This window comes from Enterobacter sp. SA197 (assembly GCF_054131575.1).
Window position 1 is genome coordinate 1356546 of the sequence record NZ_CP096393.1, and the last position, 23319, is coordinate 1379864.

General features: G+C 48.7%; 19 protein-coding genes. 7 read left to right on the plus strand and 12 right to left on the minus strand.

Going from position 1 to position 23319, the window contains the following annotated elements; translation table 11 throughout:
• Positions 1-107 precede the first annotated feature (107 nt).
• The 3 genes from M1D91_RS06110 (at position 108) to M1D91_RS06120 (ending at position 2763) form a co-directional block, all read left to right on the plus strand.
• Positions 108-1445 carry an aspartate aminotransferase family protein gene (locus tag M1D91_RS06110; protein WP_437433594.1) on the plus strand — a complete coding sequence of 446 codons (1338 nt, stop codon included), beginning with the start codon at positions 108-110 and terminating at the stop codon, positions 1443-1445.
• 144 nt (positions 1446-1589) lie between these two features.
• Positions 1590-1967 carry a hypothetical protein gene (locus M1D91_RS06115; protein ID WP_437433595.1) on the plus strand — a complete coding sequence of 126 codons (378 nt, stop codon included), beginning with the start codon at positions 1590-1592 and terminating at the stop codon, positions 1965-1967.
• 148 nt (positions 1968-2115) lie between these two features.
• A complete protein-coding gene (locus M1D91_RS06120; protein ID WP_437433596.1) occupies positions 2116-2763 on the plus strand; it encodes a hypothetical protein in 648 nt (215 codons plus the stop codon).
• Positions 2764-2865: 102 nt separating this feature from the next.
• Here the strand turns inward: M1D91_RS06120 and M1D91_RS06125 are convergent, their stop codons facing one another.
• From M1D91_RS06125 to M1D91_RS06145, 5 genes are all read right to left on the minus strand, one after another.
• Entirely contained in the window at positions 2866-3570 is a 705-nt protein-coding gene (locus M1D91_RS06125; RefSeq protein WP_437433597.1) for an ABC transporter ATP-binding protein, read from the minus strand.
• Positions 3557-4393: an ABC transporter ATP-binding protein gene (locus M1D91_RS06130; RefSeq protein WP_437433598.1), complete on the minus strand. Its 837-nt coding sequence runs from the start codon at positions 4391-4393 to the stop codon at positions 3557-3559. Before M1D91_RS06130 ends, M1D91_RS06125 begins: the two co-directional genes overlap by 14 nt.
• Complete coding sequence (locus tag M1D91_RS06135; protein WP_437433599.1) at positions 4386-5219, minus strand: ABC transporter permease; 834 nt, start codon at positions 5217-5219, stop codon at positions 4386-4388. Before M1D91_RS06135 ends, M1D91_RS06130 begins: the two co-directional genes overlap by 8 nt.
• On the minus strand, positions 5219-6241 hold the full coding sequence (locus M1D91_RS06140) for an ABC transporter permease (protein WP_437433600.1): 1023 nt from the start codon (positions 6239-6241) through the stop codon (positions 5219-5221). The genes M1D91_RS06135 and M1D91_RS06140 overlap by 1 nt, the downstream gene beginning before the upstream one ends.
• A 141-nt stretch (positions 6242-6382) precedes the next feature.
• Complete coding sequence (locus M1D91_RS06145; RefSeq protein ID WP_437433601.1) at positions 6383-7951, minus strand: ABC transporter substrate-binding protein; 1569 nt, start codon at positions 7949-7951, stop codon at positions 6383-6385.
• Positions 7952-8671: 720 nt separating this feature from the next.
• On the opposite strand from M1D91_RS06145, the gene M1D91_RS06150 reads away from it, so the two are divergent.
• Entirely contained in the window at positions 8672-9196 is a 525-nt protein-coding gene (locus tag M1D91_RS06150; RefSeq protein ID WP_437433602.1) for a VOC family protein, read from the plus strand.
• 369 nt (positions 9197-9565) lie between these two features.
• Here the strand turns inward: M1D91_RS06150 and M1D91_RS06155 are convergent, their stop codons facing one another.
• The 3 genes from M1D91_RS06155 to M1D91_RS06165 form a co-directional block, all read right to left on the minus strand.
• Entirely contained in the window at positions 9566-10429 is an 864-nt protein-coding gene (locus M1D91_RS06155) for a GNAT family protein (protein WP_437433603.1), read from the minus strand.
• A 462-nt stretch (positions 10430-10891) separates the two neighbouring features.
• Positions 10892-11662: a MipA/OmpV family protein gene (locus M1D91_RS06160; RefSeq protein WP_437433604.1), complete on the minus strand. Its 771-nt coding sequence runs from the start codon at positions 11660-11662 to the stop codon at positions 10892-10894.
• A gap of 71 nt (positions 11663-11733) precedes the next feature.
• The gene (locus M1D91_RS06165) at positions 11734-12333 is read right to left on the minus strand and encodes a TetR family transcriptional regulator (protein ID WP_437433605.1); all 600 of its coding nucleotides are present in this window, start codon (positions 12331-12333) and stop codon (positions 11734-11736) included.
• 108 nt (positions 12334-12441) lie between these two features.
• On the opposite strand from M1D91_RS06165, the gene M1D91_RS06170 reads away from it, so the two are divergent.
• The 3 genes from M1D91_RS06170 to M1D91_RS06180 are packed head-to-tail and all read left to right on the plus strand — an operon-like array spanning position 12442 to position 18247.
• Complete coding sequence (locus M1D91_RS06170; protein ID WP_437433606.1) at positions 12442-13935, plus strand: MFS transporter; 1494 nt, start codon at positions 12442-12444, stop codon at positions 13933-13935.
• A gap of 37 nt (positions 13936-13972) precedes the next feature.
• The gene (locus M1D91_RS06175; protein ID WP_437433607.1) at positions 13973-15109 is read left to right on the plus strand and encodes an efflux RND transporter periplasmic adaptor subunit; all 1137 of its coding nucleotides are present in this window, start codon (positions 13973-13975) and stop codon (positions 15107-15109) included.
• A 33-nt stretch (positions 15110-15142) separates the two neighbouring features.
• Positions 15143-18247 (plus strand): multidrug efflux RND transporter permease subunit, encoded by a 3105-nt coding sequence (locus tag M1D91_RS06180; protein WP_437433654.1) that lies wholly within the window; start codon positions 15143-15145, stop codon positions 18245-18247.
• Between the two features lie 527 nt (positions 18248-18774).
• On the opposite strand, the gene bglB is transcribed toward M1D91_RS06180, so the two are convergent.
• The 4 genes from bglB to M1D91_RS06200 form a co-directional block, all read right to left on the minus strand.
• Positions 18775-19917, minus strand: coding sequence for a beta-galactosidase BglB (gene bglB / locus M1D91_RS06185; RefSeq protein ID WP_437433608.1), 1143 nt, complete (start codon positions 19915-19917; stop codon positions 18775-18777).
• 110 nt (positions 19918-20027) lie between these two features.
• Positions 20028-21119, minus strand: a complete 1092-nt coding sequence (locus tag M1D91_RS06190) for an alcohol dehydrogenase catalytic domain-containing protein (RefSeq protein ID WP_437433609.1) — start codon at positions 21117-21119, stop codon at positions 20028-20030.
• A gap of 246 nt (positions 21120-21365) precedes the next feature.
• Positions 21366-22358 (minus strand): LacI family DNA-binding transcriptional regulator, encoded by a 993-nt coding sequence (locus M1D91_RS06195; protein WP_437433610.1) that lies wholly within the window; start codon positions 22356-22358, stop codon positions 21366-21368.
• A gap of 196 nt (positions 22359-22554) precedes the next feature.
• The gene (locus M1D91_RS06200; RefSeq protein ID WP_437433611.1) at positions 22555-23172 is read right to left on the minus strand and encodes a histidine phosphatase family protein; all 618 of its coding nucleotides are present in this window, start codon (positions 23170-23172) and stop codon (positions 22555-22557) included.
• Positions 23173-23319: the final 147 nt, after the last annotated feature.

Consider the following 23319-nt stretch of genomic DNA (forward strand, 5'->3'; position numbering starts at 1 on the left):
GGGGATGTGACACCCGTGTCACAAGCCACTAACCAGACTGGCTCTACCCGCCTGAGAAGGGTGCGCCGCATGATGAATCTTCCACAACGGTATGAGAGGAGCAAGGCATGAAACTGGCACTTCAGCGAGAAATGGCGATAACCAATGATGAGGTACGTCAACTGGACCGCGCATACGTTTTCCATTCGTGGTCCATGCAGGGCAACCTCAATCCCCTGGTGATTGCCGGGGCACAAGGCTGTGAGCTCTGGGATTATGAGGGCAACATCTATCTGGATTTCAGTAGCCAGCTGGTCAATGTGAATATCGGCTACCAGCATCCGCGCGTGCTGGCCGCCATGAAAGCGCAACTGGAAGCACTGACCACGATTGCACCGGCAACGGCAAATCTGGCGCGCGGCGAAGCGGCAAAACGCATTGTCGACCTGGCTCCGGCGGGCTTTAGCAAAGTGTTCTTCACAAACGCAGGCGCGGATGCCAACGAAAACGCCATGCGTATGGCGCGCATCTATACCGGGCGTGACAAGATTTTTTCGGCCTACCGCTCCTACCACGGCAACACCGGTAGCGCCATTGTGGCGACCGGCGACGCACGCCGCATTCCGAACGAATATGCCCGAGGGCATGTGCACTTCTTTAACCCCTATCTCTACCGCAGCGAATTTAATGCCACTACTGAAGAAGAGGAGTGTCAGCGTGCGCTGGCACATCTGCGCCGGATGATTGAGTGCGAAGGACCGAACGCCGTGGCCGCCATTTTGCTGGAGTCGGTGCCGGGTACTGCCGGGATCCTGGTGCCGCCGGCAGGCTATATGCAGGGGGTACGAGCGCTGGCCGATGAGTTTGGCATCCTGCTTATTCTTGATGAAGTAATGGCCGGTTTTGGGCGTACCGGAAGCTGGTTCGCCTTCGAGCAGGATGGCATTGTGCCGGACCTCATCACCTTTGCTAAGGGCGTGAATTCCGGATATGTTCCCGCAGGTGGGGTGATCATCTCAGAAAAAATCGCCCACTGGTTTGACGACCACTTCTTTGCGGGCGGCCTGACCTATTCCGGTCACCCCCTGGCGATGTCGGCGATTGTTGCTACCCTGGATGCAATGAAAGAGGAAAACGTGGTGGAGAACGCGGCAACCATAGGTAATGGCGTGTTGCGTTCCGGGCTGGAAGCGCTGGCCGCCAGACATCCTGTCATTGGTGAAGTGCGTGGACGCGGTATGTTCCAGGCGCTTGAGCTGGTGACGCACCGGGGCAACAAAACCCCGGTTGCCGCCGCTGACATGGGGGCGATAAAAAACGCACTCATCAACGCAGGTCTGCTGCCTTTCGTGGTGGAAAACCGCATTCATGTGGTACCGCCCTGCACCATGAACGCCGCCGAAGTACAAAAAGGGTTGGCTATTTTTGACCGGGTGCTGGGGCAGTTTAGCGCTCTGGTGGAGTAAGGGGCATACCTTAACTGGCGGTGGCGTCCCGCGTGTAGAGCCTGGCGTGGAAGCGGGTCAGGGTAGCTCTGATGCTATTCGCTGACTGGATCCTGTCCAGGCTTGTGGCTATGCTCAACCTCTCTTTAATGGCGAGACATAGCGATGAGTCCAACGCTTCCAGAGGTTATCAGCTTTATCCGTGAGTATGCAGGGCTGCGAAAACAACCTATTGATGCAAATGCGTATATTGAGAAAGATCTCCATATTTGCGGTGATGATGGTGTGGAGCTTTTACAGGAGGCAGAGAAATTTTTTGGCGTCTGTTTTGAGACGGATGAGCATAATTTAAGGACGCTTTTTTCAATGAAAGAAAATGAGTACCTCTTTACTAGTGAGGGTCTGGATCTGCTCGGCATTAGCTATTTTTTTGAATGGGTACGCGGCATCCCGCATCCGACGACCCGGGATCTTACAGTCGGTGAATTTCATCAGGTATTAGTGAAGCTCAGGTCACAACAAGAGAGCGAGAAGCGTCGCTAAAACCGGGGCATATCAGCGCTACGGCTGGTGGGTAAGCGTTAACAGAATTGAGCTTCCAGCCCACGTCTTTATACATTCAATTATATATGTTAACTTATTTAACATTATTTCAAGTTGTGGAAGGGTTTCCACACTTTTAATGATAAAGATGAACGATGAAATCAATCTCAAAGGAAAGAAGATGAAAAAGAATTTATTTGCTTTGTCACCCGCTCTTTTAATCGCTCTGCCCTGGCTTGTTGCTCCCGCCTATTCTGCGCCGCCCGTTCGTTCTGTTGACGTCAAATCTTTCGATGTCGCTGGCGTAAAGACCGGAATGAGTGTTGAAGAAGCTCGCGCGGCAATGCAAAAAAATTTCGGTGTCTCAGCAGATAAAATCAGAGCCTCTGAGTCCATGAAAAATCAGTACGCTACCATTATTACAGGTAGCCCGCAGATTCAGCACCTTGTGTATGAAAATAATGGCACAAGAATGCAGGTGAATTTTCAACCGCGTATCCCCTACAACAAAGCTAACCCCATGGCCGCTTACCTCATTACCTATGAGATCCCCTGGACTAAAGAAAATGAGAAGGCGATGAAAGAGGCCGCCATCGCAAAATATGGCCCAATTTCAAGTGGTGGAATGAATCCGGTATGGTGTGAAAAACCGTTGCCTACGTCAGGTATGGGTTGTGAAACCAATACCGCTCAACTGACGGTTGGCAGTACCTCGTTGAGATTATTTGATCCTGCCTGGCAAAACGCTGCCACTGAATATATGGCGCAGCAAAAAGCGACCAAACCTCAATTCTAATTTCGCCTGCACCTTTTATCGCCCTTGCCCTGCAAAGTGCGGGGGAGGGCGATGTGGTATCAGACGTCCTTTGGCGCTAACAACCTTCTCGCGCGCCAGCACTTACCCCATCCGGTGCTCACCACGCGTCATGGCTGCCCGGTCAAAAAAGCGTTCAATGCGGCCATTTGCCATAAACGCTGCGCGATCGGACATATGGGCAATCACATCGGCATCGTGGCTCACCAACAGATAGCTCATTCCGTGCGTGGCCTTCAGGCGGTTGAGCAGATTAAGGATTTCCGCCTGCACCGACATATCCAGCGCCGAGGTTGGTTCGTCGAGCAGCAGGATCTGCGGATGCAGCAACAGCGCACGGGCAATGGCGACACGCTGGCGCTGACCACCGGAGAGCTGATGTGGGAAACGCCGCGCCGCATCTGCCGGTAGCCCGACCTGTTCCAGCGCCGTTGTTACCTTTTGCTCAATCGCCTGCTCACCATGAATTTTTAATGGTTCAGCAAGGGTGCGATAGAGGGTGTGATTGGGGTGCAAAGACGCATAGGGATCCTGAAATACCATCTGCACATTGCGCCGCAGGTTTCCCTGAAAACGGGTTTGCGCTTTTATCGGGCGACCAAACAGCGACACCTCACCCTGCCACTCCCGCTGTAAGCCTGCCAGCACCCGCAGCAGAGTGGATTTACCGCAGCCGGAGGCGCCGATAAGACTAAAGGTTTCCCCTTTTTCGACGGCAAAACTGGCGTCCGAAACCACGGTTTTTTCACCGAAGCTCACCTTCAGGCCGCGAATATCAACGACTGCCATGATTAACCTCACTAAAGGACAAAGCGCGATCGAGGGTAGGTAGCATCTGACCAAAGGTGCGCGCATCAGGGCGGCAGGTCCAGAGGGTACGGGTATAAGGGTGGGTGGCATGAGGCAAATCAGAGGCCGCCATCGCATCCACACACTCGCCCTGGTACATTACCATCACGCGGTGACAGTGCTCCGCCACCAGCGGCAGGTCGTGGCTTATCAGCAACATCGCCATTTGCCGCTGTTCGCACTGGGCGACCAGCAGTTCCAGGATCTGGTTACGCAGCCTGGCGTCCAGCGCAGAAGTGGGTTCATCGGCAATCAGCACTTTAGGATCGTTAATCAGCGCGATGGCAATCATCACGCGCTGGCCCATGCCGCCGGAGAGCTGACCGGGGTAGCGTTGCAGTACGTCAGCAGGCAGTTCCACCGCCTGCAAAACCGCATGAATTTTCTCCAGCCGTTGCGCGCGGTTGAGCCGCTGATGCAACGTCAGGGCTTCATCCAGCTGCGACAGGACGGATTTGACCGGGTTGAGCGCGTAGCGGGGATCCTGCAACACCATTGCCACCCCATTGCCGCGCAGACTGCGCCAGCCTTTCGCAGACAGGGTGCGCAGATCCTTACCCAGCACATTAAGTTCTGTTGCACTGACTTTTCCAGGCTGGCGCACCAGCCCCATCAGGGCGCGGGCGGTCATGGATTTCCCGGAACCGGATTCGCCCACCAGCGCCAGACGCTCGTTACCCAGGGTTAAGCTCAGGTTTTTTACCACCCTGGCACCGGGATAATCTATGTTCAGCCCCGATACCTGAACGCGTGTCTCAGTCATGGTGTGGCTCCAGTACGTCCCGCAGGCCATCGCCCAGCAGGTTAAAGGCAAGGCTTGCGATAAGGATAAGGGCGCCGGGGGCTGCGGCAATCCACCACTGGTCAAAGATGACCTGCATGCCATCAGCTATCATCGCCCCCCATTCCGCCATTGGCGGGCGGGCACCGAGCCCCAGGAAACCCAGGCCGGCGGCGGCGAGAATAATGCCCGCCAGGTCGAGCGCCAGGCGCACGATAGCAGAGGGTAAGCAGAGCGGCAGAATGTGTCCTGTTAACAGTCGGATTCCCCGGATACCCATCATTTCCGCTGCCGCCAGATAATCACTGTGCCGCAGGCGCTGGATCTCACTGCGTGCCTGGCGTGCATAGGCAGGCCAGGTGGTGAGAGCCAACGCCAGCGCACCATTCACCAGTCCCGGTCCGAGCATCGCCACAAAAGCAAACGCCAGAATCAGGCGCGGCATCGACATCACCACATCGGTAAAGCGCATTAATATACGCTCCAGCCAGCCGCCGTAATAACCGGACAAAATACCCATCAGTAACCCTGCGGGAAGCGTAATGACCGTGACCAGCGCCACCAGACCCAGCGCCGGGCGGGTGCCATAAATCAGTCGGGAAAGCAGGTCCCGCCCGTAGCTGTCTGTCCCGAGCCAGTGTTCGGCATTCGGGGCCTGCAGGCGCGAGGCGGCATCCTGCCAGTTCGGATCAAGTGGTGCCAGCCACGGAGCAAAAAGCGCCAGCAGCAAAAACAGCATGACAATCAGCAACCCTGTCACGGCGGCAGGGGAGCGGCGCAGACGGCGCAAAAAGAGAGACGTCGGCATCAGTGCACCCTCGGGTCGGTTAACCGTACCAGCAGGTCGGTCAGGTTATTGATCAACACAAAGCACACGCCAATCACCAGCGTACCGCCCATAATCGCGGTTGTGTCTCCGGCAAAGAGGGCGGTCGTGAGGTAGCGGCCAATGCCAGGCCAGGAGAAGACGGTCTCCGTCAACACTGCCCCTTCGAGCATCCCGGTGTAGGCCAGCGCCACCACCGTCAGCAAGGTGCCGCGAATATTCGGCAGCACATGGCGCAGCAGAATGGTCATCTCCCCGGCACCTTTAGCGCGGGCCAGCAGAATGTACTCTTTATTCATCTCCCCCAGGCATGCCGAGCGGGTAAGGCGCGTGATGCTGGCAAGAGAGTAATAGGCCAGCAGCAGCACTGGCAGGATCAGATGACTGATAGCATTTTTGAAGGCGGCAGGATCGCCGGAAAGCCAGGTATCGATTAACGCAAAGCCGGTTTGCGGCGTCACCGTGTACTGATAAATATCATCCAGACGGCCCGGTCCTGCACTCCACTGCAAACGGGCATAAAACAGCGCCAGCATCAGCAGGCCAAGCCAGAAAATAGGGACAGAATTACCCAGCAGCGTAAAGGTACGCACCGCCAGATCCCAGGGTGAACCGGCAAAACGTGCACATAATACGCCGGCAACCACGCCGAACACTGTGCCCACAATAAGCGCCAGGGTCGCCAGCTCAAGGGTGGCCGGAAAGGCAGAGAGTAAATCCTGTAATACCGGCTGCCCGGTGGCGCTGGCGGTGCCTAAATCACCGTGGAAAAGAGCGAGCAGATAGTGCCAGAACTGCACGGGCAGGGGCTGATCGAGCCCAAGCTGGTGGCGAACCTGGTCGTAGGTGGACTGGCTGGCGTGATCGCCGACTATCTGCAGCACCCGGTCAACGGGAGAGAAAGCGGACAGCGAAAAAGTGACCAGCAACAGGCCAAAAAGGGTCAGGGCGAGAGTGAGCAGCGCCTGTACGACGCGGATCACGCTGGGTGAAATAGCGGACATGAATAACTCATTGATAGCAGCTGTCTGGAAAACTGCCCCTCATCCCGCACCTTTGTCTTAAGCGGGTAAACAGGTACAACGTGCTTTGTACTGCCCCCTCTCGCGTGGGGGAGAGGGGCAGGCTGAGGGGCATAATAAGCATTACTTCGTTACGCGGTCATACCACACCATATCCGCATTCAGACCCTGCTGGTAGCCCTTCACGTTGTCTCGTACCACGATCTGGGTTTTACCCTGATCCACAAACACGTACGGTGAATTGTGCTGCAGTTCCTGCTGCATGTCTTTGTAAAGACTCAAGCGCTTCGCCGCATCCGGCTCGGCGACGGCGGCCAGCGTGGCTTTACTCAGTTCCGGGATCTGCCAGCCGTTCAGTCCGGCAACGGTGCTGGATTTGCCATCGTTATAGGCAAATGCGCTGGCGTTGGAGTGCGCGTCAAAATAGTCCGGGATCCACAGACGAATCGCGGCCTGGTGCTGTTTGGCGCGAACGCGGGCATAAACCTGGCTACCGGCAGCCGGCAGCAGATCCACTTTTACGCCGCCCTGAGCAAAGCTCGCCTGCATGGACTGGGCAATAGTAATGAACGGAGGCTTGTTCTCAACGTCCAGCGTGAAGTGAGCATCTTTAATTCCCGCTTTAGCCAGAATCTCTTTCGCTTTGGCTGGATCAAATTTGAACGGATTGTCTTCCAGCGCACCCGGCAGCCCCACCGGCAGGAAGCTCTGGTGTACAAAGTACTGACCTTTCAGAAGGTTTTTGGTAATGCCCTCGTAATCCACCAGCCAGCGCGAGGCTTCCCAGAACGCCGGGTTACTGAGTAGCGGATTGGCATTGTTACCGGCGTTAAACACCAGATAGTTCTGTTCAGCAGAGGGAATACTCAGCACTTCAATGCCTTTTTTACCCGTCAGGGCGCTAATCTGATCCGCCCCCAGGTCACGGGCGATATCCGCATCACCCTGTTCAATCAGCAGACGACGCGAGGCAGGGTCCGGCACGTTCTTAATAATAATGTTCTTCACTTTCGGTGCACCGCCCGGAGAGGTCGGGTTCGCGTCAAGCACAATGGCCTGATGTGGCTGGTACACGCGCATTTTAAACGCGCCACTGCCTGCGGAATGCAGCTTAAGCCAGGCGTTGCCGAAGTCGTTCGCTTTCACATTGGCGCTGACCAGTTTCTCATCCACGATTGAGGCAATCGGGGTAGAAAGAATGTTGAGGGCCACCGCAGGGCTGACGTCTGCCGTCCAGTGAAGCTGCACGGTATGCTCATCCACTTTCTTCAACTGGCTGGCGATGTTACTGGCTTCCCATCCCAGGACGTTGAGGATAAATGCCGGTGATTTGTTCATCGTCACCGCACGGGTGTAGGAGAAAATCACATCATCGGCGCGCAGCGGGTTGCCGGAGGCAAATCTGGCATCGCTTTTGAGTTTGATAGTCAGCGTTTTCGCGGCGGCATCAGCCTGCCAGCTCTCGGCCAGCACCGGGTTAATCTTTTCAGGGTTCTCACGATCCGGCTGCACCAGGCGCTCATACAGGCTCGGTACGGTCTGAATACTGGAGAGCTCATTGGCCTCTGCCGGATCCAGACTGACGATATCGTCCAGGCCTTGCGCCACGACCAGCGTATCCGGCGGCGTTGCGGCATAGCTGGTGGCAGAGAGCAGCGTCATGATGACGAAGGACAGCAGTTTTTTGGTCATATGAGATCCCTGTAACGTTAAGAAAGTATGTGTATTTTGTATCGCTAAAGTAGGCTGCTTCCGATTTTTCTTAAAGTCCAAATTCGTCTTTCTTTATGCACTTACGGCATAAGACAGAATTTTTTGGCATGACCGAAGCGCGGATGGCTGAGGTTTACTGCGTCCACCGGTTACAGGAGCCAGAAAGGCCAAAGCCAGAGGTTAACTTAAGGCCGTTTCACCCTTTGCGAAAACCTGAAGAGAAATAAAGGTGCAGCCTGTGGGTTGCGGGTGAAGAGGGAGTAGCACCATGCGCTGGAGAAACACACTCACAACAGATTTTTTGAGCGCTTTAGCCAAACGTAGCCTTAAGAAACGGTCAATGTTAATCGGTGCAGGACCCTGAATAAAAGGCGGGAAGGCAGGGAAATAGGCGATTTAAATTTATCTCCTTCAGGTGAAGAAATATAAGCTGACAGCCTTAGGCTGCATCAGCGAACGCCTGAAAGCTATCACTGGGTTATCAGAGGATGCCATCATGCAGCCTATAAAAGAATCGTATAATTTTTATGCTGATAATGGCGCTCTATTCTGTACGGCTTTCAGCACCATCCGGCGAAAATATCTCATTAGCCTTGCCTGAAAACTATCAGTCCAAATGGCCTCGGCGTGACAAACGTCAAAATTATGCCAGGATTATTTTAAGATTTATAAAATCGCTTTAAAAATTAGGGAGGAAAAATGATAGTACGTGGTATTGAACATATTGGTATTACCGTTAGTGATCTTAAGCAAGCAGAGAATTTTTTTGTTAATGCATTTAATGCGGTAGTGCTTTATCGCCTTGTTCCACCAGACTTCCCCGGTAAAGAGATTACGGGTGACAATATGTATCCTTTGAATGGTTTCCCGGTCGAAATGAATGTAACGGGTTTATCTATGTTACGCCTTGCCAACGGCTGTAATATTGAACTCTTTCAGACATCACCTTCAGCGCAGGATCATCAGGCTAACCCTGCAACACCGGGAATTAACCATTTTTCAATATATGTTGATGATATCCTTCTGGCGGGTGAAAGAATGCGTGAGAATGGTGCAAAAATGTTTGAGGGGCCGTCGGACTGTTTTGCTCAGGAAGAGGGAAAGGGCAATCAAACATGGTTTGGGATAACGACTTTCGGTGTTCTTATTGAATTAATTACCCTTCCTGCCGGGCTAAATTATGATGAGCAATCGACAGCAGCGCGATGGCTGCCATCGTCTTAATTGTAATAATCCAGACGAGCTTTAAGCGCGTTTAACGACAGTGCGTGATAATGTTAATTGCATTCTGCGTTCCCTGGTGGCATTAGTGCTTTTATTACCGGGGGCGTAGAAAATTCCCCAAAAATGGATTTGGTTGCTTCTGAAAAATCTGCGCGACCGCATGTGGCTCTATCTTTAACACCCGTCGAGGAATTCAGTTTTCCAGTCAGCGAGTTTATATTCGCAAGAAAACCCTGGTGATAATAACAGCAATAATGGCAGGCCGCATGAAGTATAGGTTGCACTGTTTTGCCAGCATTCATCAAAGACTCAATCCTGACAGGACGCTGAAGCACTCAAAAGGTAATGCATTAATTATGTTTTTATTTTTTAAATTATTATGCGACCTGACGAAAGAATGTCGCACCATTGTTTCTTATATTCCCAGCCTTTTAAATATATTCCCAGCGAGAAAATAGTCGGGATCTTAGAATGGGAACCTGACATTTTTGCTTCTGTAATATTTTGCCACAAAAGCGCCGTTCCTGCTCCTACGTTCATAAAGTTAGGATCCACCCCACCATTTATATCATCAAAATATAACCAAGTGGATGATTCTGCACGATAAATAAGATCATAAGCAGCTGGCTGGTTATTTATAAGCAAGACGTTGCCAAACAGTAGATCGTTTAGTTCTTTAAAAACATCTTCCAGAAGCGTTTCATCAAAGCACTTTATTTTACCATTCCAGCGCAAGTTAAAAAGCTCACAATAAATCTGACTAAGCGCTTTTGCAGAGAAACCAGAAATGCTTTTAAATTCTCCCCCTGATTCTTTAATTTTTCTTATCTCAGCGTTTCGCTTACGCACAGTTGTTTTTGAGAAATCCTCTTTTACGTAAGCAATTTTGTGCTTTAAAAGATCTGAGTATATACCGTTATGGTAGCTATGCTGTGCAAGCGGAGAGAGCCGTTTAGTTTTATGTGGCATAAATACTTTGCTGCCAGGAGCAACTGGAAAAAGCAAATCATCAAAAATAAAAGGAATTTTGGGATTATGATACACCAGAGAATCATTGAAGGTGCAATATGCAGCATTGTGTCTATTATAATAATTTATTTCAATACCCAGTGTCGCCCTTAGATAATTGAGAACGCGTGGGTGAACGCAGACACTACCGCCGAATTTATAGTAGAAATTAGCATAAACTTCAGGTGTGCAAGTATTCCAGCCGTATAAACTTCTTTTAAACATTTGAATGCTCATTAGTTAAGCTAAAAGAGATTTGCTAAAAAATAAGGAAGCGAGTGTTTTTATTAAAACGTTGTTGTGCTTTATTGGACTCAGTGTAACAGAAAGGATTTTATACTTTCAATCACCTCACGCATTTTTAAAGATTAATTTAGATATGGGGCTGCCCCCACTTGCATTGCCCCTTATGTTTGGAACATAATCTTTTGTTAAAGTAATGCCAGGAAAATCATGCAGCTTCCATTTATCTGAAGCATCTCAAAACCATCATGTTTAGTTAGTTTAATACCAAACACTGTTACAACTTGATGATGTAAAGTGTGCAATACGTGTACGGCACCGCATAATTAAAAGCTAATAAAAATATTGTGTTATAAATACTAAGATATTATTTACTTAACCCAGTTTCTGTGTTTGTTTTTATAAATTTCACTAAAAGTTAGCCGGGTAGCCCCGGCTGTCATTTTAAAAAGTATACGAGAACCCTGTCCAAAATGTTAACAGGGAATCTTTTGCAACCATTGGGCTTTTGCTTACTTCGTTGGGAATGAAAGTATACCGGGAACCACCATAGATATTCCATTGCTCTGTCAAGCTATAAATAATATTGAATTCAGCAAAAGGTGCCCAGCTATCCCCGGGCGTATATTTAGTGTTCCCACTTCTTGCAGCTTCATCTGAACTAATACCGTAATAGTAGCGGTTAAATTTACGATCGCTCCAGTTAACACCTACAGCAGGTAACAAATTGAACATACCCAGCTGAATGGGATAGCTCCATGTTTGACTAAAGTTGTATCCATTACTGTTATTCAGAGCATCAGCAGCCAAAACGGTTTCAAATATGCCCCATTCATCAGATTGATGCGTATAACTTACACCCGTCATTATGCTGCTGCGACGATCGTTAAGTTTACGCATTTGCGAGGAGTGGCTATCTGTTGCCTTATAAGAAAGTGGCAGATAGTAACCTAATATTGCCATTTGGTCTGAGGGCGTTTTGAAAAAATCATATCCTGTACTCAGTCCATGAAACCAGAATCGACCCGTTTCATATTCTATATTAGGGAATAAAAGATTATTTTTATTCTCATTAACGCCTTTGTAAATTTTAGAAGACCAGCTTCCTGTTAAACCCAATGAAAACTCATCAGCCTGAGCTGTAGTTATCAATAATCCATTGAGAATAAACGCGGTCAGCGCTGGATTAATGAGGGACTTTCTATTTATAACCATGATACCTTGCCATAAAAATATTTAACTAAAAATCTTTAGAATAAACCTACGTTGAAGATAAAACTCAAGGGTTATTCATGAATAATCACTAATTGACTTTTTAAGAATGCATTTGTATGCATTTCATACTCGTTATCGCCAAATTCTTCGAACTGAAGCCCCAGCACCCCGTCCAGTCCGCATGAGTAAGCAATACAATCCCATGCTACCGATTTGATTGGCCGAAGAGTTTTAAATTCACCATTTTTAGTACCCGTTTCAAGAAGGTCTACCAACGTAGCATGCCATTCCTTAATAGCTTTCCTTAGTGCGTTCAGCATAACTTCATCGTGATACGAAAGCACTTCCGCTTCCTTCCATAACTGGCTGTAGTGACGAACCTCTTCAATGTTTTTTGTGAAAAGGCACCAACCTATCATTTCCAGAGTTCCTGCATTTTCCTGGCAACCGGATTTTTTAAGCAGCGCCAGGGAATCTGTCACAGATAATAAAAATGCTTCCGCTTTGAGTTCAGATGCAGAAGAAAAGTGACGATGAATCTGGCCCAGGGCTATCTGCGCCTCTTGCGCAATTCTTCTCACAGTCATTGCGGTTAGCCCATCTGCAAAAGCGACTTTTACAGCTGTTTCAAGAATCATCCGGCGTCTTTCATTATGACTTAAGTATGACATATCAAACTTTTCCTCATTTCACACCAAAAGGTGGACAAGCGTTCATCTTCACTATAAATTCAAGCTGAACAGTTGTCCATCTTTTTGGTTTGTTAATGGTGTAATCAGATGTTAATCAAGTGGCGTATTCTTATTATCATTATATTCATATACTTACCTGTTTCGCTTGATGCTACTATTCTGTATGTGGTTGCGCCTGTTTTAAGTACTCAGCTCAAAACCACATACACAGAATTGCTGTGGATTATGGATATATATCCCATCGTTATGGCTGCTTTATTGATACCAATGGGTGCGCTGGGTGATCGCCTTGGCTTTCGAAAAATGGCTTACCTCGGCAGCGCACTTTTTGGCGTGGCCTCGGTGGGTACAGCGCTCGCTGATACACCGTTGCAGCTCATTTCCGCTCGTGCATTACTTGCCGTAGGGGCAGCAGTAATTGTTCCAGCTACGCTTTCAGCCGTAAGGATTTACTATCCGGTAGAAAAAGATCGTAATGTTGCTCTGGGGATTTGGACGACCATTGGCACGGGCGGCGCACTGGCAGGTCCTCTGCTAGGTGGAATGTTACTGGAAAAGTTTTATTGGGGATCGGTTTTTCTTATAAACATACCCGTTGTACTTGTCGTATTTATGTTGCTTCGCAAAGTGGCTCCGAATGCTCAGCGAGAGAGTAAACAGCCACTTAACCTTTCTCAGTCATTATTGCTAATGAGTGGACTTCTGCTGCTGATTTACGCTTTCAAAGGTCTTGCCAGGCAGGAATCTATGACTGTTATGTATATTTATATCAGTCTTGTTGCCATTGTTTTGCTGGGTCTTTTCATCATCCTACAGCTTGTGTTGCGTACTCCTTTACTTGATATGGGACTTATCAAACAGCGCAATGTCATAGCAGGTCTTATCCTTGCTTTAACCTCGATGATCTCACTAGTTGGATTTGAACTGGTTATCTCTCAGGAACTTCAGTTTGTTCATCAGTTTACGCCTATCGAAGTCGGTATTTATGTATTACCGCTGATGCTGGCATGTTGTCTTACCGGCCCATTCGCTGGGTATTTAATAAATCGTTTTGGCGTTAAAATCATTGCCACCGCAGGGCTTGGCGTGTCAGCTTGTTGTCTTTATGCCTTGTCGGGTATTGATTTTGTTAAGGAGTCCTTCAACGCGAAAATCTGGATGTTTTTATTAGGGATTAGCGATACCGCTGCATTAATGGCTTCTTCTTCAGCCATTATGACGGCAGCGCCAGAAAATAAAGCGAGTATAGCCGGGTCGATAGAAGGTATGTCTTATGAACTAGGAACAGGCCTGGGAATTACTATTTTTGGTTCTGTACTTGCGAGCATTTACTCTACCTCATTTCGGCTTCCCGAAATTTTTTCTGAAACTATTTCGCTTACGGCTGGAACTTCATTCAGTGAAGCGGTGACCATTTCAGAACAACTCGATGAACCAGCACGTACCGCGCTTCGTAATGCTGCCTCATCTGCATTTATTCATTCTCACTCCATTACACTCCAGTCGGCAGCATTAATTTTAGTTTTACTCATGATGCTTACCCTTTTTATTTTTAAGCATAAATGCGTGTCTGGTTATTAATTGTCACCCTTTACTTGATTTTAATCGGAAATATTAAATGAATATCAGAAAGCTGGCTATTTACACAACTTTTTGTCTTGGTTTTATCACGGGTTGTGACTCTTCTGAGCTTTCCGGGGGCCCCTCTTCACCTCCAAAAGCAAAGGTTGTCACTAAAACGCTTGAAGCTGAGGACATCTACCTGATTCGTTCTTTCCCGGCTCGTATTTCTGCGGTTAAAACCGCACAGATTCGCCCGCAGGTTGGAGGTATTATTCAAAAGCGATTATTCATGCAGGGCTCAGAAATACGCCAAGGGCAACCATTATTTCAAATCGATGCCGCGCCTTTTGAGGCAGATGTCGAAATGGCTAGCGCAGCGGTTGCAAAAGCGAAAGCAACCTATCAGCAAATGAGTAAAAAAGCTTACCGGTTCTCTTTACTCAAAAAAAATTCTGCTGTGAGCCAGCAGGATCTTGACGATGTTCAGGCCAGTAGCGCCCAGGCTGCGGCAGACCTTGCAGAAGCGTTAGCTTCATTGAACAGAAAAAAACTGGATCTGAATTACGCGACCGTAAAGGCACCTATAAGCGGGCGTATCGACCAGGAATTCGTTACAGAAGGTGCACTGGTAAGCCCGGGGGATTCACAAGCTATGGCTGTAATCCAGCAGCTTGATCGCGTTTATGTTGATGCCAGAGTTCCTACAGAGGAGCTTCGCTCAATTTATTTTGCAGATGATAATGAGACTTCTGTTCAGAAAAGTCGAGAGGCAACGGCGGCTGTTCTGGATGGAAATAATAACTCCTACGATGTCGACACTCATCTGCTTTTTTCAGGCATCAGTGTTAATGATGAGACCGGAGATGTTGTGCTTCGGGCAGAAGCGGATAACTCGCGCCGGATTTTATTGCCGGGAATGTTTGCAAAATTGCAAATTACCCGCCTTATCCAAACAGGTGGGCTGGCTATTCCAGAACAGGCGATAAGCAGAGCTGAAGACAAAACTACCGTATGGATTGTTGGTCAGGATAACAAAGCGAAGCGCATCGAGGTCAAGACCGGTGAACAAACAGCGAAAGGAATAACGGTAACAGCTGGCCTGAAAGCTGGCGATAAAATAGTGATCGAAGGTCAGGACAAGCTACATGAAGGCGCAGAGATTATTGATCTTTCAAATAAAAAACATAGCTAACTTGGTAATGACTCTTTATCACGGGAAATTATGATGTCACAGTTCTTTATACGCAGACCTATATTTGCCTGGGTTATTGCGCTTTTTATTATTCTTTTGGGTGTGATCGCTATTCCGCAACTTCCGGTCGCTCAATATCCGTCCGTTGCACCACCGAGCCTCTCTATTACGGTGACTTATCCTGGGGCAACCCCTCAGACGATGAATGAATCGGTTATTTCACTCATTGAACGTGAGTTATCAGGTGTTGACGATCTGCTTTATTATGAATCAACCAGCGATACCTCCGGCGTTGCTTCTATTACCGTTACTTTCAAACCCGGTACAGATATCCGGCTTGCACAGGTTGATGTGCAGAACCAGATTAAAGTCGTGGAACCTCGACTGCCACAAGCTGTCCGACAGAATGGATTAAGCGTAGAGGCTGCCTCTTCAGGATTTCTGATGATGGTGGGCCTCAACTCGCCTGATGGCAAGTTCAGCGAAGCCGACTTGAGTGATTACTTTGCGCGAAAAATTACAGACGAGCTTCGTCGTATTGATGGCGTCGGAAAAGTACAGGCGTTTGGCTCGGAGAAAGCCATGCGCATCTGGGTTGATCCTGCAAAGCTCATTGCTTACAAGCTCTCCATCAGCGATATCAATACCGCCATTACAGAACAAAATGCGCAGGTCTCCCCCGGCAAGCTGGGAGATTCTCCAGCAACCGCGAATCAGTTGACAGCCTATCCCTTAGACGTCAATGGTCAGTTGGGTACCCCAGAGGAGTTTCGTAACATCGTCCTCAGGGCGAATCCGGACGGCTCGCGGGTATCATTGGGTGATGTGGCCCGGGTTGAGCTTGGATTACAGTCTTATTCATTTGCCATCAGAGAGAACGGGCACGGTTCAACCGCCGCCGCTATTCAGCTCTCTCCCGGCGCGAACGCCGTTCGGACGTCTGATGCGGTTAAGGCAAGGATGGAGGATCTTGCAAAATCCTTCCCGTCAGGCATGGAATACTCCATACCTTTTGATACTTCGCCCTTCGTAAAAATCTCGATTGAAAAGGTTGTTCATACCTTTATCGAAGCGATGGTGCTTGTTTTCCTGGTGATGTATCTCTTTCTGCAAAACGTGCGCTACACCTTTATACCCGCGATCGTTGCGCCGGTTGCGTTGCTGGGCACTTTCACGGTGATGATGCTGGCCGGTTTTTCCATCAATGTTCTGACGATGTACGGCATGGTTCTGGCCATAGGGATAATTGTCGATGACGCCATTGTCGTGGTGGAAAACGTCGAGCGTTTAATGGCGGAAGAAGGGCTATCACCTAAAGAAGCTACGGTTAAAGCCATGAAGGAGATCACCGGCGCGGTCGTTGGTATTACCTTAGTTCTGACTGCCGTCTTCCTGCCAATGGGGCTCGCTTCTGGCTCAGTGGGCGTAATTTATCGCCAGTTTACACTGTCGATGGCGGTTTCCATTCTGTTTTCCGCGTTTCTGGCATTAACGCTGACGCCTGCGCTATGCGCAACGCTACTGAAACCCGTTACTGCTGATTCTCATAAAAAGAACCGGTTCTTCACGTGGTTCAACACATCCTTTGATCGCCTGACAGGCCGTTACGAAAATGGCGTGACCCGGGTCATACGTAAGACAGGAAGGATGTCATTCATCTATCTGGCATTGTGCGGTGTTCTCTATTTCGCCTTTAAATTCTTACCGTCGTCATTCCTGCCAGAAGAGGATCAGGGATACTTCATCACCTCAATACAACTGCCAGCCGATGCCACGATGAAACGTACTGAGGCGGTGGTGAAGGCCTATGAGAAACAGGTGATGGAACGTCCGGGCGTGGAACGTAACGTTTCAATTCTGGGGTTCAGCTTCTCCGGTGCGGGCACAAACTCTGCGATGGCGTTTACCACGCTCAAGGACTGGGACCAGCGCAACGGCGCAACAGCGCAGAATGAAGTGACAAATATTCAGAATGTGCTGGGCGATATTCCTGAAGCGACTATAACCAGCCTACTTCCTCCCGCTATCTCTGAGCTAAGTACCTCATCCGGTTTCACCCTACGTCTGGAAGATCGTTCCGGGCACGGTTATCCGGAGCTGGTGAACGCTCTCAATATGCTGCTTGAGAAAGCGGGGCAAAGCGAAGCACTGTATGGTGTTTATATGGATGGCCTGCCTGATGGTATGGGTCTCAGCCTGAAAATTGATAGACAAAAAGCGGAAGCGATGGGGGTCTCTTTCAACGAAATTAATCAGACGCTTACTGGTGCACTTGGCTCAAGTTATGTAAATGACTTCCCAAATAATGGTCGTGTACAGCAGGTCATAGTGCAGGCTGAAGCGGAATCACGCATGCAGCTGCCCGAAATTCTCTCCCTCAATGTGCGCAATAAAAATGGCGGGATGGTGCCGCTGTCGGAGTTTGTCCGCCCACAATGGCAAGTCTCGCCAGTTCAGATGGTTCGCTACCAGGGCTACCCGGCCTTCAGGATAACCGGCTGGCCAAACTGGGGTTATTCGAGCGGGGATGCAATGGCTGAAATGGAGAAAATTGCCGCAGATTTACCGGCGGGTTTTGCCATCGAATGGACGGGGCAGTCGCTACAGGAACAGCAGTCAGCTTCTGAAGCGCCGATGTTAATGCTGCTCTCAATGCTGGTTATTTTTCTGGTGCTGGCTGCACTTTATGAAAGCTGGTCGATACCGGTTTCAGTCATGCTTGTTGTGCCGTTGGGGCTTATCGGAGCAATGATTGCTGTCTACCTCAGAGGTATGCCAAATGATGCCTTCTTCAAAGTAGGGATGATCACTATCATCGGTCTGTCCGCTAAAAACGCCATCCTGATCGTTGAGTTTGCACGTCAGTTGCAACAAGACGGTGAAAGTCTGCTGAATGCTACGGTTAAGGCCGCACGGATGCGTTTAAGACCGATCATGATGACATCGCTGGCCTTTACTCTCGGAGTCGTGCCCTTAATGCTCGCCTCAGGGGCAAGTGCCACGACTCAGCAAGCGATTGGTACAGGGGTATTTGGCGGCATGGTCACCGGAACGCTACTGGCGATCTTTTTCGTGCCTGTATTCTTCATGACAGTGTTAACGCTGGTTGACAAATTTAAAAAGAAATCTGGCATCTGATTGTTTGTAATTTTCAGGAGAGGTTTGCCTCTCCTGTCGCCAATTATTGATCCCTTTACGGGTAGAAATGGCATTTTTCTCACATCTACAGCACGTCTTAAGTTGCAAAGCGTATATAAGATGACCTTGTGTAGGAGCGTAAGGGGAAGAAAAAACGATATAAACATTTTATCATCAGATGTTGTGATTATCAGTCCGGATTCGCCGACTTTTCAGCGAAAGAGCGGCGTACCGGCGCTGTCTACGATCTCATTAAGGAATAAATTTCGTGTTATCAGGCCGGGGGGCTGAAGAAGTTATCAGGTGTCTCGCTCCGATTAAGCAACCTTGATGACATTTATATATTCTTCTCCTGCCCGCTAACCGGAAGGAAATAATCTGGGAACATGTCAGCTTATTTTATTAATCTAAAAACATGGAGAGTGCTGGCATGCTTTTAAGAGGGGGAGGCTTTACTGTGGCTGCATCTGTAAACATGCGGGTTAGACCATTAAAGTAATGGCGATGTAACGCCATTACTTCTTATATCAGAGGTAGGTGTGCAAATATTCGGCCATACAAAGTACCGCCATTGCCTGCCCGTAGGGCATGGGGGTGAGGGGGATTTGACGGTAGTAGTCTAAATCGGGTCCCATTTCAGTGCCAAACGAGGATTGAGTCAGTTCCCCTTGCTCATTAATACAGCTGACTACGCCCCGAATCGCCTTTTCTGCCGTAAGAGCATATTCAGGACTAATGTAACGTTTACGTACGGCTTTCAACATTCCATAGGCGAAACCTGCAGTCGCTGAACTTTCAAGATATGATTTCTTGTCATTAAGAAGCGTATGCCACAGGCCACTTTCATCCTGAAGTTGCGCCAGCGCGCTTACCTGGCTCTTTAGCACTTCCAGTAAAAAACGACGCGTTGCATCAGACTCTGGTAGCCCAAGTAAGTCTATAAAGTCCGGGATCGCCACCGTCAGCCAGCTATTACCCCGTGCCCAGAGTGCGCGCGAGAAATTATGATTACCCTCGAATGTCCATCCGTGAAACCACAGGCCAGTCTCACGATCCATCAGGTACTGAATATGGGTAAGAAACTGGAACTTTGCCTCTTCGATATACTCTTGTCGCCCCAATAACTGACCAATTTTTGCCAGTGGCATGACGGTCATCATCAGCGTGTCATCCCACAATTGTTGATTATTTTCTTTATGTATAACGACGTGCTGAATCCCACCTTTTTCAGTACGCGGCATATAGTGCATCACCCATTCAGCCCAGCGTTCGAGCAGCGACAGCCAGACCGGGTTACGTGTTTCTTCATAACGATAGGCTAAGGTCAAAAGCGGGCAGACAGTATTAACATTTTTAGTGGGCGTACCTTCCGCTAATCGCGCGGCGAACCAATCGTCGATTATAGCAAGCACCTCTGGTTCGCCAGTTTGCTGATAGAACTGCAAAATGCCGTACAGCCCAATACCGTGCGTCCACTCCCACCCGGCTGCCCAGCCTTTGGCATCGATAATTCGGCCATCATCCAGATGCAGAGCAAACTCGCCTGTTTTGTCTTCAATTGAAATCAGATTCTGTGTGACTTTATGAATTAGTGTGGTTAAAGAATTACGCGAAATAAAGTGTTCTTGCTGACGTAATAGCGCGCTGTGCTTTACTGGATAAATCGTCATTGTCTCATTCTACCTGTTTGTCATTTACTGAAGAGGTAAAACCGTTATTCGGTGTTTCAGGTTTAATGCCCTACCGCTACGACTGTAGTGAAAGTAAACATAGGTTTCCCTTACTCTCCGTTCGGAACCAGAAGCACTTTTACAGCCTCCGGCGTGCCGAAGGTTTGAAAGGCGCTCACCCAGCTTTCAAGAGGAAATTTATGCGTAACGATGCCATCAGCGGTTAATAGTTTGCGACTGAAGAGATCGATAACGGTCTCATAGCAACCCGGGCTTAAATGCGCGCCACGAATATCAAGTTCTTTCCGATCGCCAATAATTGACCAGTCCACGGAAGTTTCCCGGCTAAACACGCTGAATTCAACAAAGCGGCCCAGTTTGCGGATCATCTGTAGCCCCTGCGTGACAGCAGCAGGATTACCTGACGCCTCAATATAAACATCGCAACCATAACCGCCTGTCAGCGCTTTTACCTCTGTAATGACATCCTCTTCTAGTGGATTCATGACCACATCTGCCCCCAGCCTTTTTGCCAGTGCCAGACGGTAAGGCATGGTATCGATAACAATTAGCTTTTTAGGTGTTTTCAGTTTGATAGCCTGAATCATTCCCAGCCCAAGCGTTCCGGCACCAGCAAGCACGACGACATCATTAAACTGAATGTCTGCGCGGTTTACAGCATGTACGGAACAGGAGAAGGGTTCAATGAGTGCACACTCTTCCAGCGATAATGATGGAGGGATTTTATGCACCCGGCTTGTGGGTTTGAAAAGCATGTATTGCGTCATGCCACCATCAGCATCCTCTTTTTGAAAGCCGTAAATATCATGCTTTTCGCACATCCAGTACTGACCGTTACGACAGAACCTACATTTGTCGCAGGGAACAATCTGTTCAGCTATAACCCGGTCGCCCTCCCTGACGCCAAAGTGCTCCAGTGCATTTGGACCTGCTGCCTCCACCGTACCAAAAAATTCATGGCCGCTTACGACGGGGGTTTTGACATAGGGTGGAAAAGTTTCATTTCCCCAGAACATTGGGGCACCGTGATAACAGTGAAAATCAGAAGCACAAATGCCGCATGCGCCAATCTTTACAAGAAGCTCATTGCGTTGAGGTTCAGGCAGAGGCGAAGAGACTAAGCGATAGTCATGAGGGCCATAATTGACCAGTTGTTTAATAACGGTGGGGGTAGTGTTCACATCAACTGTCCTTTAATCGATGAAGTCGATTCAACATACAATGTTTTCGTGAACATTTTTAAGTGCAAAACTGATTTTGTGATAAGGGTAACATTTGAATTTTATTAGTTATTAAATATCAATAACTTAAAAATGAAACGCCGTTTCTATTTTTAATTAAAGAGGGTTGAATCATGTGTGGGAAAAGGATTAAAATGTTTATGTAAACATCAGGTGATCAGCGGGAAAATTTATTAATGCTTTGAATTAACGAAAGTTCTTCAGGAAGCCATTTATTACGGTACGCGGCTGCCAGGGCTTGCCTTCAACGGCTGCAATGAGATTTTCAGCCACGATTTTGGCCCACAGTTTGTAATCATGAACAACAGAAGGGTAGAAAAATCCAAAGGCTTCCGCATTGGGGATATCGTCAATGGAAAGAAAGTCGACGTCCTTCAGAGACCAGTTTATCGAGACATTGTGCGCCGCTAACGAGATAGCACCATTGATGCCAACTATTGCATCATAGTTACTTACGCCCGCAGCAAAATGGGCCGCAATCATATCACGCGCGTTTTCATAGCGGTAATCGGTATAAAGATATGTGATTTGCGTTGCAGATGGCAGGTTCTCGCCGATGCTCTTTGTTCGGGCTCTGGTGATCCGCGACTGTTCCGGACCACCAATGATGAGAACTTTTTGGTGCTTCTTTTTCTTTATTACGGTAGCAATCATTTCTCCGGCGCGTTCATCGTTGACGTAGACGGCAGGCAGTGTGGTATCAAACTGTCGATCAAACTGAATAAGCTTTATGGCAGAGTTGCAAAGTATCCTCAGATGGCTGGTATCATAATCGGGTGAGTCATCAATAACGGATAACACGACACCTGCCGCTTTATAGCCTGTGAGTGTATTGATTGCTTTTACTTCTGAATCCCGGCTACCTCCGGTAGTAAAAATCATTACCGAATAGCCTTTCGACTCCGCATGTTTGCAAAGCTCCTGAATCACGTAGGAATAACTTTGATTAAAGGTGTCATCCGTCACGATGCCGATTATAGGGCTAAGTGTGGTCTTAATATTCTGCGCGAAGATGTTAGGGACATAATCGACTTCAGCGGCAATACGCAATATCTTTTCTCGCGTATCGATTTTTACTTTCTCAGGGTCGGTAAACGTCCTGGAAACGGTAATGCTGCTAACCCCCGCAAGGCGAGCAATGTCGGTGATGGTTGGTGCTTTTTTACCCGTTTCTTTCATGTCTACACATTTATCCAGCCAGAAAAAGTCACTATACCATCATAAGAGGTGAGGTTCTGAAATTCACCTGTTACAGCGCTACGTAAATAATGACTGGATGCCTGACCGGATGTTGTCTTCAGGGCGATACGCTGGCGTGGTGCTTAAATCAGAATTTTCCACGCAGGATAGGGCGTGAATAACGCAAGGGTAATAACTAATCAAGATAGCGTAAATGTGTGGCAATCCCCCATCTGAGTGAGGTGCATCTTCCGTTAATCAGGTCGAAAACCGAGTAACTCGCGTTGGGCTGCGCATATCTGGGGAAATCACTGACAACCCCACTTTTAAGCCTCGCCAGAACGCCCTGAATGACATGCCCGTGAGAAACAAGACAAAGTGTTTGATGATGTCGTGTTTTTTCCAGACTGTATAAAAAATCCAGCACCCGCTGAGAAGCATGCAGGAGAGACTCACCGCCTGGTGGCTGATACTGCGCATCACATTTGAATAACGCATTTGCATCGTCAGGGCGCTGTTGCAGGAGCTGTGCTGATGGCATGCCTTCAAACTCACCCAATGCCTGCTCTTTCAGGGCGGGCTCAGCGAGAAGTGAGCAACCAAAGCCCTCGGCCAGGCTCTGACCCATTTGCCAGGCACGCCCAAGCGGAGAGGCGTAAACAGATTCTACCCGGTACGCACTTGCTGCCAGGGTTGCCAGCAAGGCTGATGTCTGACGCTCCCCCTGTTGGGTCACCGTACTATCACTCTGCCCCTGAATAATTCCTCTCACGTTCCACTCTGTTTGCGCATGCCGGACAAGTATCACTTTCATCAGTAAGGGCCATGTCAGTTTTTGAATTAATTACACCAGACCAAAGCTGTCTGTTTAATGTAGCGGGATGCGTTCTGCTCCGAAAAAAACAGCGTCAGAGGTGGCTGAGTACCGTTACGTTCAGTCTCAGAGGTGAAGTGTTACATG

Coding starts and splice junctions, on each gene's coding strand:
- M1D91_RS06140 (WP_437433600.1), bottom strand. CDS start 6,241: ATGTCCGCTATTTCACCCAGCGTGATCCGCGTCGTACAGGCGCTGCTC.
- M1D91_RS06155 (WP_437433603.1), bottom strand. CDS start 10,429: ATGTTTAAAAGAAGTTTATACGGCTGGAATACTTGCACACCTGAAGTT.
- M1D91_RS06200 (WP_437433611.1), bottom strand. CDS start 23,172: ATGAAAGTGATACTTGTCCGGCATGCGCAAACAGAGTGGAACGTGAGA.
- M1D91_RS06170 (WP_437433606.1), top strand. CDS start 12,442: ATGTTAATCAAGTGGCGTATTCTTATTATCATTATATTCATATACTTA.
- M1D91_RS06175 (WP_437433607.1), top strand. CDS start 13,973: ATGAATATCAGAAAGCTGGCTATTTACACAACTTTTTGTCTTGGTTTT.
- bglB (WP_437433608.1), bottom strand. CDS start 19,917: ATGACGATTTATCCAGTAAAGCACAGCGCGCTATTACGTCAGCAAGAA.
- M1D91_RS06195 (WP_437433610.1), bottom strand. CDS start 22,358: ATGAAAGAAACGGGTAAAAAAGCACCAACCATCACCGACATTGCTCGC.
- M1D91_RS06125 (WP_437433597.1), bottom strand. CDS start 3,570: ATGGCAGTCGTTGATATTCGCGGCCTGAAGGTGAGCTTCGGTGAAAAA.
- M1D91_RS06115 (WP_437433595.1), top strand. CDS start 1,590: ATGAGTCCAACGCTTCCAGAGGTTATCAGCTTTATCCGTGAGTATGCA.
- M1D91_RS06135 (WP_437433599.1), bottom strand. CDS start 5,219: ATGCCGACGTCTCTCTTTTTGCGCCGTCTGCGCCGCTCCCCTGCCGCC.
- M1D91_RS06110 (WP_437433594.1), top strand. CDS start 108: ATGAAACTGGCACTTCAGCGAGAAATGGCGATAACCAATGATGAGGTA.
- M1D91_RS06145 (WP_437433601.1), bottom strand. CDS start 7,951: ATGACCAAAAAACTGCTGTCCTTCGTCATCATGACGCTGCTCTCTGCC.
- M1D91_RS06120 (WP_437433596.1), top strand. CDS start 2,116: ATGAACGATGAAATCAATCTCAAAGGAAAGAAGATGAAAAAGAATTTA.
- M1D91_RS06130 (WP_437433598.1), bottom strand. CDS start 4,393: ATGACTGAGACACGCGTTCAGGTATCGGGGCTGAACATAGATTATCCC.
- M1D91_RS06165 (WP_437433605.1), bottom strand. CDS start 12,333: ATGTCATACTTAAGTCATAATGAAAGACGCCGGATGATTCTTGAAACA.
- M1D91_RS06150 (WP_437433602.1), top strand. CDS start 8,672: ATGATAGTACGTGGTATTGAACATATTGGTATTACCGTTAGTGATCTT.
- M1D91_RS06160 (WP_437433604.1), bottom strand. CDS start 11,662: ATGGTTATAAATAGAAAGTCCCTCATTAATCCAGCGCTGACCGCGTTT.
- M1D91_RS06180 (WP_437433654.1), top strand. CDS start 15,143: ATGTCACAGTTCTTTATACGCAGACCTATATTTGCCTGGGTTATTGCG.